Here is a 14058-nt window from a genome sequence, read left to right on the forward strand (position 1 = left end):
GGGATTATCCGTTCCCTTCCCTCCACTTCGGCGATTCCACGCCTTTGTGTCACCGCTTTTCCTGCTCGCTGCGCTTGGGTCAACCCCTTCTTGCATCACGGATAAGCCGGAGTCCTTTTTACGGGCCCCCCGCCAGCAGATCGTGCAGCACACGCGCCGTCATCCCCCAGATATCGTGGCCCTGCCAGGGGTAGCGGTAAAGGGAAACCACGCGCCCGTCCGGCAGGCTGCGCTCCTCGCGTTGCAGGGGCAGGGCGCGCAACTCGCCCAGGGTGGGGGTGATGATCTGGGCCACCTCGGCGCTCAGGACCAGGTGTGGCCCGTCTGGAATGCGGGCCAGCACGGGGGTGACGTGAAATCCCACCGGGGTAAAGACGTCGTCGAGTTCTCCCAGCACCGTGACAGCACCCGGGTCCAGGCCCACCTCCTCGTGCGCCTCGCGCAGGGCCGCCTCCACGGGCGTCTCGCCGGGTTCCAGGCTGCCGCCGGGAAAGCTGATCTGACCCCGGTGGGTGGGCAGTTCCTCGGAGCGCACGGTGAGCAGCACCCGCGGATCGTGTTCGCGGGTCAGGGCCACGAGCACGGCGGCGCGGCGGTAGCCGGGCAACTCCAGCGGAACACGGGTGCGGCCCGAGAGCCACACCGCCCAGGGATCGCGCAGCGCCACGTCGAGGGGGTCCAGTTCTCCGCTCACGCGTCCGCTTCAGCACTTGGCTGCGCTGGCTCTGGCAGGGATTGCAGCAGGTGCCCGGTGCGTTCACGCAAGGCCACCTCGGGATTCACGCCCGCGCTCCTCGCCCAGGCGACGACGGCGGCGAGCACGTCGGCCACACCTTCGGCGGTGGCCGGGGCCCCGCGGAGCACCCCGGCCACCGCTTCCCGCCCAGTCTTCTCGCGGCCTGACAGCTTCTGCGCCCCTACCTCCCGGGCGAGTGCTCCGAGGGCAGATGGAACGCGCTCTGCAGCGCTGCGGGGCTTCCCCCCCCGTTCCGCCGCCTTGATGACTTCCCAGTTGGCCTCCACCTCAAGGCTGCCCGACACCTCCACGTCGCTGAAGACGTGGGGGTGTCGCCGCACCAGCTTCTGGACGATCCCGCGCTCCACGTCCCCGTAGGTGAAGGTGCCCGCCTCCTCCGCGATCACCGAGTGAAAGGCCACCTGCAGCAGCACGTCGCCCAGTTCTCCGGCCAGCGCCTCTGGTCCCTCGGTCACGGCGTCTACCGCCTCCGCCGCTTCTTCCAGGAGGTAGGGGCGCAGGGACTCGTGGGTCTGTTCGCGGTCCCAGGGGCAACCGTCCGGAGCACGCAGGCGGCGCAGGATCTGGAGGAGGTCTTGCATCCCGCCATGCTACGCCGTTGGGCCCGCGCGAGGATTGTGAACGGCAGGTGGCAGGGGCCTGGGCCGGCTCACGCCCGCTTCACGCTTCGTCAGGCGAGGCGTGATGAACTCGGCTCCATGAACCGACGTTCCCACCCCTATTGCAGCGCCGCCCTCCTCGTCACGTTGCTCGTGTCTCCTGCTGCCGCGCAGACCGCGCCTGCTCAGCCCACGCCTACTCAGACCGCTCCGGTCGACCTCGCGAAGTTCGCCACCGGTAAGTACGTAATTCTGGAGCCGCAGGTGCAGGGCAACGTTACAATCCTGAACGAGCAGGAGCGCGGCGAGGTGCTCGGAGCCATGAAGCGTGACTCGGCGGGAGCGCTGAAGCGCCGGTACCCGGGCGCCACCATCGTGACCGATTCCGCCCAGGCCGCTCAGCCGGACGTCATTCGCGTTACTCCCATGATCGTCGCGCCGCCCAACCTGCTGCCCTGGTCCAAGCTCTCGGCGGGCCTGAGTTTCGACCTGGCTGGCGGTCAGCGGGTGGTGCTCAGCGATCAGTACAGCATCATGGCCGTCTGGGCGCACCGCTTCGACGCCGCCAATTTCGTGTATGACGGCCTCCTGAAGAAGCTGCCCTGAACGCCTCTCCCCACTTCAGTTCCCCTTCACGCGCCCCGGCACAGAGTCCGGGGCGTGTTACGTTCGCCTCATGACAGATCAGACATCCACGCAGGGCGGCAAGAGTGCGTTCGTGACCGGCGCGAGCAAGGGAATCGGCCTGGAGGTGGCGCGGGCCCTCGCGGGTGCTGGGTACAGCGTGACCCTCACCAGCCGCCACAGTGACGAGGTGGAGGCTGCGGCGCAGGAGATCGGCCACGGCGCGCGGGGGGTGGTGTGCGACGTGCGTGACCCGCAGGCCCTGCAAGCGGAGGTGGACGCCCACGTCGGGGCGTTCGGCGGTCTGGACGTGCTGTTCGTGAATGCGGGCGTGGGCAAATTTGGCAACGTCGAGGAGCTGACGGTGGAGCAGTGGCGGGACGTGATCGACACCAATCTTAGCGGCGCGTTCTACACGGTCAAGGCGGCGCTTCCCGCCCTCAAGCGTCGGGGCGGATACATCTTTACCCTCTCCAGCCTGGCTGGCAAAAACCCCTTTGCGGGTGGAGCCGCCTACAACGCCAGCAAGTTTGGCCTCAACGGCCTGTCCGAGGTGCTGACGCTGGACCTGCGCCAGCACGACATTAAAGTCACCCAGATCATGCCCGGCAGCGTCGCCACCTTCTTCGGCGGGCACACGCCGAGCGAGGCCGACGCCTGGAAAATTCAGCCGGAAGACGTCGCGCAGTTGACGCTGGACCTGCTGAAGATGCCCGCGCGTACCCTGCCCAGCCGGGTGGAGGTCCGGCCCAGCAAGCCGCCGAGGAAGTGAGGCGGCGCTGGAGGGCCAACGGTCACTGGTTTGGTAAGACTTCAGGCAAATCGCTTATGGAAGCCCGGACCAACCCGGCTGAAACGCCTAACACGGCCCGCCAATTAGATCATTTACGAAGTAGTTTATTGATCCCGGCGTAAGTTGGCACCGGTTCTACCCGACTTGAGCGATGAGGAACGTGGCCAGCACACATGACGCCCCACCGTGATCCATACCAATTTATGCCGAGATCAATAGAGCATTTATTCGAATGCCGCCGCGGGTGGAAGGGCGCCCCTCACGGCTCGATTCTCCCCTATGTTCATTCAAGTTCGCTCGCTGGGCTCAGTCAAAAAGAAATCCCCCTTTTGACAAATGCGCTAAAGTGTGTCTGAACGCCCTGTCAGTAAGAAAGGTAGGCTACTCTCCAGCCAAAACAACGCGACAGCAGAGCGCTGCCTGGCGTGTGTAGAGCTGAGCAGGGCTGGCAATGGTCGGTACGTTCTCGGGTGGAGCAGAAACCCTATGGTCGAGATCGAAAACAAGAAGGTACTGTTCTACGGTAGATTCCCCACTGATCTGCCTCGCCGGCTGGCAGAGCTTTCAGGCGCACTCCAATTCGGTAGGAAGCGACTCCTGGAGCTGTGAAGCAGGAAAGAGGAGAAGCAGGTTGTAGATGCAGAGTTTACAAAACAACACTTTCCTGTTTTGTAAACGAAGCGGAGCTAATTTTAGGCCATTTACTTTATTTCAATTCCTCAATCATCTTTGGTATCTCGGAGTTCGCGCCCTCCGGGGACCACATCATAGGTATCTCCCAAATAATAGCCATGGGTCCATTATCTTTTAAAGTTTTAATATAATCGAACATAGGGTTGTAGATTCCGCCAGATACTTGGGTAAAGTTGAGCACGTCAGAGTCAATCATTCCTTTAAGTAGCTCACTCACCTGCATATAGTTTGAGTAGCTGGTTCCGATTAATGTAACTGGAGGTGTGTAATCATCGAGGAGGCCAGGCGAAGTAGATTTCGTTGACCTCTCCTTATCATCTATCCCGATACTCGAAAAGCTTACGCTAAGCTTTCTGGTGTCTTTTTCGGCAAATGTACTTGCTAAATCTTTATGATTCCACTTACTAAATTTAAAGGTCATCTTATTCATGCCGACGACGAGGTTTAATGGGATCTTTGCGCTTATAAAATCTGCCGCCTTAAGCCTCCCTGAATTATATACCTCTTTGCCATTAAGCGATAAGGAAACAAGCTGATCACGTATGAAATTACTGAACTCTATGCTAAGATCCCGCCTAACTTCTGAAGAAGAGACATATGCCATAGAAACAGATTCTCCAGCCGACCACTTCCACGAATTCTTTCCATCGCTCTCTTCTTCTTCAAAATTAAGGAGTGCTAGGGTGTCATCATTCATAACAACAAATGATGCATAAGCCATTTCTTGTGGATTTTTGCACAAATCGTTCAGCTTTTTGATAGGAGTAAGAGGTTGTAGATATTTTTGACCTGTTGATACAATAGAATAGTGCTTCTCCGTAATACCTGGGAGGGCTTTAGTAATTCTTTCAGAAATTTCTGCCGAAGCTATCAGTGCTCCCGCCTGTGTCCAGTGAAAATCCTTAGAAAAGAAGGCGGGCGGTCTCATATTGTTTTTGCCTCCGGTCCTTAGTGGGCCCAGAAGGTTGATCACGGAAACCCTGTTTTTCTGAAGACTATCTATGAATCGCTTGAAGCGTACGTTGGGTTGCTGAGAGGCGTAATTCTTCTGCTTCAAATTTTTTGTGTCGAGAAGCTGAGGATTGACCATGACACGTGTGGGTACAGGTACGATAATAAGCTGAATACCTTTGGTTTTGAACGCCTCAGAAAGTAGGGTGGCCTGCTTCGCGAAATTCTCCCATTCCAGCCAGTTGGTTTCTATTTCGCTGTCGAAAAGAATGGTATTCTGCCTGCCGGAACTCAGTTCCTGGAATTCTGTTGCGCGTGTTTGCAGACAGTCAGGGCTGACTTCAGGTTTTGCAACGACTCCACTGTGAATTGAAAACAGAAAGGTGAGCATCAAATACCGCTTCATCTCTTCTCCTTAAGCTTTAGCTGAGGGAAATGTTCGGCAATTCTCCAGGTTACTGCCTCAGGGGACTGACCTTACAGTCCCGTGTCAACCCCCTGAGAAACAGCTTCCTGTTCTGCGCAGTTGTCCTTTTCCCGGGTCGAGCGGGGGTGCTGAGCGTGAGGCCCCGTGATCTGTCAGGGTCAAGAGGCCTCCCTGCAATTGCCGTGTGCCCTGAGTATGGTGGCGTTTTGGCATCCGATTACTGGACTGCACGTATCAGCCAGCCTTTCGGTCCTTTTTGGACGGCAGCTCCACGCCTTGAGGCCGGAGAACTCCCAAGTCAGTTGGGCTGGCGGCCTTTGCATTTCGCTCCGCCGCCGTTGCGAATGTCCCTACTCTACCTGCTCCCCCAGGTTCAGGCTTCCTGATGTGGGGTTATCTTTCTCACATAAAATTGGAGTTATGGCTGAACCACTCCCCACTCCGCAGGATGTGCCTGCCCACCGCATTCACGGGCTGAGCGACGGCATCTTTGCCATCGTGATGACGCTGCTGGTGCTGGAGTTGCGGGTGCCGGAACAGGCGGGGGAGCTGGCGCAAGCAGCGCGGGAAGCCCATTTCGCGGCGGACCTGGCCGCCCTGCTGCCCCGCTTGATCGTGTACGCCTTTACCTTCCTGATCGCGGGCGTGAGCTGGCTGAGTCACACCCACTTCCAGAGCAGCGTGCTGCGCACGGACCGCCGCCTGGCCTTCCTGAACATCCTGTACCTGATGCTGGTGTCGCTGCTGCCCTTTACCTCGGCGCTGATCGGCGAACATGGCGACACGGCCCTGGGCGTCGCGGTCTACGCTGTGAACCAGGTGCTGATCGCTGCCGCGTTTTTGTGGATGCTGGCCCACGCCGTTTCCGGGGGACTGATGCGCCCTGGCTGGGCGAACGAACGGTTGGGACAGCGCGCCCTGGTGAATGCCCTGGTGTTTACCGTGATGGCGCTGCTGGCCTTTGCCGCCAAGCCGCTCGCCTGGTACACGCCGTTTGCCCTGATCCTGCTGCATCCGCTGCTGGGCCGCGTGATGCGGCGGCCCTGGTAGGGGAGAGGGAAGCGGGCTTCAGCTCGGTTGCTCACCCCGTGCAGCGCTCAGGGCCTGCCCAAATGTGCCAGGTGGCGTTGACGCCGCTCGGTTCCGCTCCAGGCGAGGGTGAGGGCAGGCAACTTCCAGTTCCGCCACCCCACTGCCTCCTGCCAGGGCTGCCTCGCGGGGGTGCGGAGCGTTTTGAGGTCAGGCTGGGAAAGAGGGCCGCTGCACTGGGCCACGGCTGCCGGCGCCTGTGGTTCGGGAGCGGTGGCGGGTGTGTGGGGCACCCGCACGGTCACGTTGTTGATGCCCGGAGTATCCTCTCCCGCCCGGACCTTCAGCGTTTTCCCGCCCACCCGCAGCCGCACCTCGCGTCCCACGGATGCGTTTTAGAGACGTTCTGCACGCCGGGAACGCGCCGCAGCACTTCCGCCCGGGACAGGGGAGAGGGCGGCGCACCCCTGCTTCCGGTCAGGGCGGTGCATGCCGGGCCGAGGGCAAGGGCAGCGGCCGGGCGAAAGGGGGACATCCACCTACCGTAGGGTTCCCGATTCGGCGGCCCCTGCTAGAATGCGCCGCGTGTACACGAACCGCCGCGCACACCACGAATATGAACTGCTGGAGCGCTTCGAGGCGGGCATCGCCCTGACGGGCAGTGAGGTCAAGAGCGTCCGCGCGGGCGGTGTGGATTTCCGGGACGCCTTCGCGCGACTCACGAACGGCAACATCGAGCTGGAGGGCCTCTACATTCCGACCTACACCGAAGCCACCTACAACAACCACGAGCCCCGCCGCACCCGCCGTCTGCTACTGCACCGCGAGGAGATCGGCAAGCTGAAACGTTCCCTGGAGCAAAAGGGCCTGACGCTGGTGCCCACCCGGCTGTACCAGAAGGGCCGCGTCTTCAAGGTAGAACTCGCGCTCGCCCGCGGCAAGAAGCTGCACGACAAGCGCCGTGCGGAAGCCGAGAAGACCATGCGCCGGGAGCTGCGCGAGCTATGAACTGGCGTTCTTTGAAACACCCCTCGCGTTCGCTCCTGCTCTCCGCCGCGCTGCTGGGAGCCGGGATCGCCGGCGCGCAGATCGCGGTCTCGCGCCTGAATCTCGCCGGGCAGGAGGTGCAGTCCATCACGCTGTACGGGGCCGAATACGCCAGCGAGGCTGTACTGGGCCGTTTCGTGCGCCTCACCCGCGAAGGCCAGATCGTGCGGGTACAGGGCTACGGGCACACGCTGCTGCTGCCCATCGACGAGGATTCGCAGCGGGCCACCACCGCCTACAACATCGTGCAGATCGACACCGCCCGGGTCAATGCCCGCGCCGCCACGCTGGTGAACGGCAACCTGTACCTCCCGCTGGATACGCTGGCGCGCGGCCTGGGAGCCAGCTACGAGACGGGGAGCCTCAAGGTGGTGGACCCCCGATTGCAGGGCGTGAGCAGCCGTGCGGGCAAGGACAGCGACCGCCTGGTGCTGGACCTGACGCGCGACGTGGCCTTCAGCGACGAGCTGCGCGGCACCACGGTGACCATCACCCTGCGCGACGTGAAGGGCGACGCCCGGCGCTACACCACGCGCGGGGCCTTTGCGCCTGCGGCTGAGGTCACGCGCGACGAAAACAACCTCAAGCTGACCTTCGCCCTGCCGCCGGGCAGCGGTTACCGGGTCTACCGGGTGGTGCGGCTGGGCGGCGCGCGGCTGGTGGTGGACGTGGGGCCGGGCGTGCCCTACACCAAACCCGCCCTGCTGGAACGCATCTCACGGCCGCTGATCGTGCTGGACCCCGCGCGGGTGGAGGGTCTGGGCCGGGACGTGACGCTGGACGTCGCCCGGCGCAGCGCGGAACTGCTGAACAAAGCGGGCTGGCAGGTCAAGCTGACGCGCGACGCGCAAAGTGCTCTGGGACTGAACCAGAAGCTGGACCTGGCGCGGCGCAGCGACGTGTATCTGGCGCTTGACCTTGGCCGCTTTCCCGGCAGCAACCGGGGCGGCGTGACCGTGTACGAGCCGTCAGGCCGCTCCACCGCCCAGATCGTAAATGCGGTGCGGGGTGGGGCCGAGGCCCCCTACATCGACCTCGCGGTGGGCAACGGGGGCGGAACGCACCGCCTCTCGGAACTGCTGCGCGGGGAGCTGAAGGGCGGCGGCGTCAGTGCCAAGGCCGAGAACGTGACCCGGGTTCTGCCCCTGGGAGAGGCTCCCGAGGCGGCCCTGCTCCTGGAACTGGGCTGGGTGGGGAACGCCGACGACCGGGCAAAGCTGGGGGTAGACGACCGGCTGCAGGCCATGTCGGTGGCGGTGGCGCGTTCCGTCGCCACCTACCTCACCGCGCGGGTCACCAACGCCGGCCGCACGACGGGTACCGAGACCGGAGCCAACCCGTGAAGCGGCTGTTTTCGCTGTTCAACGTGGTGAGCGCTGCGCTGTTCGCCGCTGCCGCCTACGCCTACGGCGAGGTGCAGCGCCCGGCCGTGACGCCCAAGCCGCCCAAGCTGACACTGGAAGAGAAGCGGGACGTGAAGGTCAAGGTGTACTTCACCGGCCTGCAGGTCCAGACCCTCAAGCCCGAGACGCGCACCGTGCAGGTGACCGAGGAGACGCCCACCAGTGTCGCCCAAGCCGCCGTGAACACCTGGGCCGCCGGTCCCCAGACCGCTGGCCTGCTGCCCGCCGTTCCCAAGGGAACCCCAGCCCCCAAGGTCTGGCTGCGCGGCCAGCACGCCTACATCAACCTGCCGGAGGGCTACCGCAACCTGCGCTACGGCACCAGCGGTGAGCGGATGCTGCTGTGCACCCTCGTGCGGACCCTGCTCGAAGCGCGCGGTCAGGACGTGACCTTTCTGCTCGGTGGCAAGAACACCGACGTGCTCGTCCGCATGGACCTTGGCGAGCCGTATACGCGGCAGGACTGCACGGATCAGTAGGGCGGCTTCGCGCGCCCATCAAACCGTTTCGGGTCCAACCGCTTAGGCCGAGTTTCTCGGGCGGTTGGACCGTTGGCCCTTCAGACTGGTAGACCCATCATGCTTCAGAGCCTCACCCTCCACGGTTTCAAATCTTTCGCAGACCGCACCCGTCTGGAGTTCGGGGCGGGCGTCACCGCGGTTATTGGCCCCAACGGCAGCGGCAAGAGTAACGTGGTGGAGGCGCTGCGGTGGGCCACCCACCAGGCGCGGGCGCGGGAATTGCGGGCGGGGCGCGGCACCGAGCTGATCTTCCACGGCAGCGGGGGCAAGGCGCCGCTGGGGCTGGCCGAGGTGCAGGTGGAGCTCCAGACCGCTGGGGCCCGGGTGAACCTGGCCCGGCGTATCTACCGTGACGGCAGCGCCGAGCAGGACTTGGCGGGCCGGCCGGTGCGGGCGCGGGACGTGCAGGCGGCCCTGCTGGGCACCGGGCTGGGCGTGGGCGGCCTCGCCGTGATCGGGCAGGGTGAGGTGAGCAGCGTCGTGCAGGCTGAGGGGCGCACCCTGCTGGGCCACTTGCAGGAGGCTGCCGGCCTTTCGCGCGCCGTCGCGGCCCGGCAGGAGACGGAGGCGCGGCTGCGCGAGGCCGATGGGCACCTGGGGCAGCTGCGGCTGGTGGGGGGCGAGCGGGCGTCGGCGTTGGAGCGGCTGGCGCGGGCAGCGGGGGACGCGCGGCGGCACCAGGACCTCGTGATGCGGAGCCTGACGCGGGAAGACGCCGTGAAGCGTGAGCGGCAGGCCGGATTGCTCCGCGAGATTGTGACGGCGCGGACCGAGGCCGGAGGGCTCGAAGCCCGTAGCGCCGCCCTCTCGGCGGAGGTTCAGGGGGCGGCGGCACGGGTGGAGGCGGCCCGCGAGGCGGTGAGCGAAGCCCGCGCGCGCGCCGAGGCTTTTACGGGCGCGCTCGATGCCCTGCGCGCTGCCCGCGATGCCCACGCGCAGGCCCTGCGTTACCGCGATCACCTCCAGGCCGAGGCCGAGCGCCTGCGCGGCGAACTCGCAGGCTTGTTGTCGCGCCCCCCCGCCTCTCCGGCCCCCGATCTTCCCGCGCTGGAGACGGCGGCGGCCACTGCCCGGCAGGCCGCTTCCGCTGCCGAACGCCGCGCCCAGGCTTATGACGCTGAACTGGCCCGCGCCCGCACCGCCGCTGCCCGCGCTGCCGAAGTCGCCGCCCGCGCCTCGGCCAGCCACGAGACCTTGACCGGAGAACTCAAACGTGCGGAGGGCAACTTGGAAACGGCGCAGGAAGCCCTGGACGCAGCCCGCGAACGCCTCGTCGCCGCCACCCACGTCCGCCAGAAGGCCGAGGCTGGTTACGCGGCACTTGCGGGTCGACGCTCGGATGCCCAGGCCCACGAGCGCCACCTTCAGAATGAACTCGCCCGTTTGAATGCCAGCGTTGCGCCGTTGCGCCGCGAGCGCGAGCGGCTGGAGGCGCAGCTCAACTCCTACTCGCGCTACGGCGAGGGCGCGCGCAACGCCCTTCGGCTGGATCACCCCGGCATCGTGGGTTCGGTGGCGGACCTGCTCACCGTGCCCACTGAATACGAGACGGCCGTGACCGCCGCCCTGGGCCGCCGCCTGGAACAGATTGTGGTTCACAGTGGCGAAGACGCCCGGATGATCATCGAGGAACTCAAGCGCGCGGGTGGGCGGGCCACTTTCCTGCCGCTGGACCTCCTCCGCGCCCGGCCCCGCCGCGACGGCCCGCTGCTGCGCGAGGCGGGGGTGCGCGGCAACCTCGCGGACCTGTGTCCCACCGATCCCGCGGTCGTGGGCGAGGCGATCCTGGCCGACACGCTGGTGGTGGAGGACCTGCGCACCGCCAACCGCCTCGCCCGCTCGCACGCGGGCCGCCCCCGCCTCGTCACGCTCGACGGCGAACTGTTGGAGGCGGGCGGGGCGATCACGGGCGGACGCCTGCGCGACGCGGGCTTCTCGGTGCTGGCCGATCAACGCCGCTTTCAGGAACTCGGCGCCGAGCTGGAAGACGTGGACCGTCAGACCGCGCGTCTCAAGGCCGAGCTGGGCCGGGTTCAGGCGACCCTCTCCGGCGACAGTACGGGGCACGACGCCCTTTTGGCCGCCCGCGAAGGGGCGGCCCGTGAGGAACGCAGCGCCGAGAAGCGCGTGACCGAGCTGGAGGCCCAAACCCGCAGCCTGTCGGCGCACCGGGACCGATTGCTCGCGCGGGTGGGTGCGGAGGCCGCCCCTTCGCGGGCGTCTGTCCCCACGGTTGAACCCGCTGAACTGGAAGCCCGGCTTCTCACCGCCCGGCAGGAGGCCGAGGAGCACCGCGGGGCGGAGCGTTCGGCGCTGGAGGCCCTCGCGCTCGCCCGCGAGACGGACGCTGCGTGGCGGGCGTTTCGCGCCGCCCGCACCCGCGCCGCTGACCTGCGCGAACGCCTGACCGCCAACACCGAAGCCGCCGCCGTGCAGGAAACGCACCTCTTTGCTGCGGCCGCCGAAGTCGCACGCCGGGAAACCGCCCTGGGCACCCTCGACGAGCACGAGCTCTACCGGGCCGAGAAGGAGCGCGGGGAGGCCACCCAGAGCTACACCTCCGTCATCGGCGAGCTGAACAAGGCCCGCGCCCGCCTGGAAGACCTGCGCCTGCTGATGGCCCGGCGCGAGGGCAGCCTGGAACCCATCCCTGACGGCTGTAGCCCCCCGGGGACGCCCCGCGAATGGACGGCAGAGCTCAACCGCCTCCGCGCCGAACTCGAGGCGCTCGGCCCCGTGAATGCCCGCGCTGAGGCCGATCACGCTGCCGAACGCGCGGCCCTTGAAGCGCTGGAAGCCGAGCTGAACGACGCCGAGGCCGCCACCACCGAACTGCGCGCCCACCTCACCGAGCTGGAAACGGCCGAAGGGCTCGCCACCCGCGCTGCCTTCGAGCGGGTGAACGCCGCCTTCCGCGAGTACGCCGCCGAGCTGCTCGGCGGTCAGGGCGAACTCGAACCCGAGGCGGATGAGACGGGCCGGGTCACGGGCCTGCGCCTCGCCGTGCAGCCGAAGGGCAAGCGTACCCGCTCCATGACCCTGCTCTCGGCGGGTGAGCGCACGATGGCGGGGCTGGGCTTCCTGTTTGCGCTCAACCACGCGGGCGGCGAGGGCAGCGCGGGTGGGTTGCCGCTCGCCGTGCTCGACGAGGTGGACGCGCCGCTCGACGAGGCGAACATCCGCCGTTTTACCGCCTTCCTTACGCGCTTCTCCGCACGGGGCGCGCAGTTTATCCTCGTGACCCACCAAAAGGCCACGATGGAAGTGGCCCACGCCCTCTGGGGCGTGACCACCGACGCCACGGGCGCGAGCCGAGTACTGAGCATCCGGCAGCCGGGCGAGGTGCTGGGGCGCTGAGGGCGCTGGACCCCGACTTCCTCTCCTGCAGGTTGCGCGGAGCACGCCGCCGGACGTTGGAATGGGCAGCGCGGGGGGAGCTTCCCCTTCGTGACGGCTGTTGCGCTTTGCCTTTCCGGGAAACCGGGCCGGGGTTGAACGTGCTGCTGCGCCGCCTCTTTGGCCGCGCCTCTTCCGGCCTGACTGTCTGGGTCATCTGCGAAACCGAAGAGGATGCGGCGAGGGGAGCGGCGGCTTTTTTCTCTCCGGGTGGAAGCGCAACTGCTCGCTGGCCTGGGGGCTGTGGAAGTGCCGCGGCGCTGGCACAGCAACGTCCTTTTCTTTTTCGATTTGCAGGAGAATCTGGACCGGAACCGCGGCGGAAGCGCGTTCTCCTTTTCCGGTCGCGGTGTAGGGCCAGCGTGGCCCACGGGATCAGCCGGGCGGTAGATGGGGAAGGTGAACGCGCCGGCTTTGAGGTCTGCCTTGCCCACGCCCCACTTCACCACGCTGTTCCACTTCTCGACCACCTGGGGCCCGGCGGTGAGGCTTGAGAAGCTGAATTCGTTGGTGTTCTTGCCCAGAACGTACGTGACGGTGGCGACGTTCTTTCCCGGCTTCAGAAATGGGGTCAGGTCCGTGTTGCCCTTGCTGTTCACCGTGGCGACAGCCTCACCATCGAGAATCACCTCGAAGTCCGCGGGCTGAGAGGGACGGAAGTCGCCGAAGGCGATCACCCTGATGCGTTGGTGGGGACCGAAAGGCGAAGGTGGCTTTTCCCAGTGCGTTGCCCTGGTCCACCTCCCGCTTATTAAGCGTGTGTCAAAAAAAGGCCTTCTATCTGACCGGGCCCAGCGAGCGAACTTGGATGGGCATGGAGGAGAACGGCGCCGTAAGGGGTGCCCTTCCGCGCGGCGCCATGCGGACAAATAGAGGGTTCGCCCCGTGTTGCCGCTACCTGTCCCCAGCGTCACGACGCTCTCGCTGAATTCGTTGGTGTTCTTGCTTGTCGAGATGAGCGCCGTGATTTCCAGACCCCCGTCAACATTGTGATGCAGGGCCACAGGGCGACCGTTGAGAGCAATTCGGAACGAGGTTGGCTGATCCACGTGAAAGTCGCTGGCCAGCACGGAGCGCTCCGCATGCGCCCGGGTTCCCATGGCCAGGACGCTGGAGACCACCGGGAGGAAACGCAACAGAATGGGCGCATGCGGAGGGTCAGGGCCGTGACAGTAAGGAAAAGGCACTCGGCCGTGCGGCGTTCTTTATGAGGAAGCTGCAGGGTTCCGAATGGATTGCGGGGAGGAACGAGAACGTGGGTGTCGTTCGCGCCGCTGGGCTGTCCGGGTATTCGTCGCTTCGGCAAGAGGATGAACCCCCCGGTTCCACCCTGTCCAGCGTCCGGGTCTGGGAGCCCTTCCGCAGAGGTGCACCGCGTGCATTAAGCCGGTGTCAATGTGTTCACGCACCTGTTCCTGCTCCCCCTCCTTCTCCCGCTTGGTCCGCTCGCCCAGGCCACGCGGCGCGGAGGTGAGGGCCGGCACCTCGGCGCACGCCACGTCGAAGTGCGGAAGGTGCAGGACAGGCGGTGTGGCCCCACGGAAAAATGCATTGCCACGGTCACTGCCCAGGAGCGTGTGAAACAAGGCCGATAAAGTTTCCTGCTGGTCTTGCCACTCTCGCCACATTGCCCGTCCCCCTGGAGCGGTGTCGGCGTGGTCCGGATCACGGGGAGGCTGCGCCGCGCGAGACCTTTACTGGCAGGCAGCCCAGCCGTCCAGAAGGGCACCAGATCACGCTCAGGCGTTGAGAAAGCGGCCAGGCTGCTGGACCTGAAAACGAGGCGTTGCCCATCCCACTGACCTGCGTGACCGTTTC

11 protein-coding genes are annotated in these 14058 nt (G+C 65.3%); 7 read left to right on the forward strand and 4 right to left on the reverse strand.

Translation table 11 applies throughout. From position 1 onward, the window contains the following. Nucleotides 1–118: 118 nt before the first annotated feature. A complete protein-coding gene (locus B9A95_RS20350; RefSeq protein ID WP_084048938.1) occupies nucleotides 119–694 on the reverse strand; it encodes an NUDIX hydrolase in 576 nt (191 codons plus the stop codon). Beyond that, nucleotides 691–1338 (reverse strand): MazG family protein, encoded by a 648-nt coding sequence (locus tag B9A95_RS20355; RefSeq protein ID WP_084048939.1) that lies wholly within the window; start codon nucleotides 1336–1338, stop codon nucleotides 691–693. Before B9A95_RS20355 ends, B9A95_RS20350 begins: the two co-directional genes overlap by 4 nt. Before the next feature lie 117 nt (nucleotides 1339–1455). Between B9A95_RS20355 and B9A95_RS20360 the strand changes: the two genes are divergently transcribed. Together B9A95_RS20360 and B9A95_RS20365 are read left to right on the forward strand one after the other, a co-directional pair. After that, complete coding sequence (locus B9A95_RS20360; RefSeq protein WP_084048940.1) at nucleotides 1456–1962, forward strand: hypothetical protein; 507 nt, start codon at nucleotides 1456–1458, stop codon at nucleotides 1960–1962. Nucleotides 1963–2032: 70 nt separating this feature from the next. Beyond that, nucleotides 2033–2752 (forward strand): SDR family oxidoreductase, encoded by a 720-nt coding sequence (locus tag B9A95_RS20365; protein WP_084048941.1) that lies wholly within the window; start codon nucleotides 2033–2035, stop codon nucleotides 2750–2752. Between the two features lie 727 nt (nucleotides 2753–3479). On the opposite strand, the gene B9A95_RS20370 is transcribed toward B9A95_RS20365, so the two are convergent. Further along, nucleotides 3480–4823: an alginate O-acetyltransferase AlgX-related protein gene (locus B9A95_RS20370; RefSeq protein WP_084048942.1), complete on the reverse strand. Its 1344-nt coding sequence runs from the start codon at nucleotides 4821–4823 to the stop codon at nucleotides 3480–3482. 441 nt (nucleotides 4824–5264) lie between these two features. Here B9A95_RS20370 and B9A95_RS20375 point away from each other — a divergent pair, with 441 nt between their 5' ends. Beyond that, entirely contained in the window at nucleotides 5265–5894 is a 630-nt protein-coding gene (locus B9A95_RS20375; RefSeq protein WP_170928730.1) for a TMEM175 family protein, read from the forward strand. Nucleotides 5895–5941: 47 nt separating this feature from the next. Here B9A95_RS20375 and B9A95_RS20380 read toward each other — a convergent pair whose 3' ends face one another. Continuing rightward, nucleotides 5942–6259: a hypothetical protein gene (locus B9A95_RS20380; RefSeq protein WP_084048944.1), complete on the reverse strand. Its 318-nt coding sequence runs from the start codon at nucleotides 6257–6259 to the stop codon at nucleotides 5942–5944. Between the two features lie 190 nt (nucleotides 6260–6449). On the opposite strand from B9A95_RS20380, the gene smpB reads away from it, so the two are divergent. The 4 genes from smpB (at nucleotide 6450) to B9A95_RS20400 (ending at nucleotide 12201) form a co-directional block, all read left to right on the forward strand. Then, entirely contained in the window at nucleotides 6450–6881 is a 432-nt protein-coding gene (gene smpB / locus B9A95_RS20385) for an SsrA-binding protein SmpB (protein ID WP_084048945.1), read from the forward strand. Nucleotides 6882–6892: 11 nt separating this feature from the next. Then, a complete protein-coding gene (locus B9A95_RS20390; RefSeq protein ID WP_245808410.1) occupies nucleotides 6893–8263 on the forward strand; it encodes an N-acetylmuramoyl-L-alanine amidase in 1371 nt (456 codons plus the stop codon). Continuing rightward, nucleotides 8260–8802, forward strand: coding sequence for a GerMN domain-containing protein (locus B9A95_RS20395; protein WP_084048947.1), 543 nt, complete (start codon nucleotides 8260–8262; stop codon nucleotides 8800–8802). Before B9A95_RS20390 ends, B9A95_RS20395 begins: the two co-directional genes overlap by 4 nt. A gap of 99 nt (nucleotides 8803–8901) precedes the next feature. Next, nucleotides 8902–12201, forward strand: a complete 3300-nt coding sequence (locus B9A95_RS20400; protein ID WP_084048948.1) for an AAA family ATPase — start codon at nucleotides 8902–8904, stop codon at nucleotides 12199–12201. The last annotated feature ends 1857 nt before the right edge of the window (nucleotides 12202–14058 follow it).

The sequence above is a fragment of the Deinococcus hopiensis KR-140 genome, assembly GCF_900176165.1.
Lineage (GTDB): Bacteria > Deinococcota > Deinococci > Deinococcales > Deinococcaceae > Deinococcus > Deinococcus hopiensis.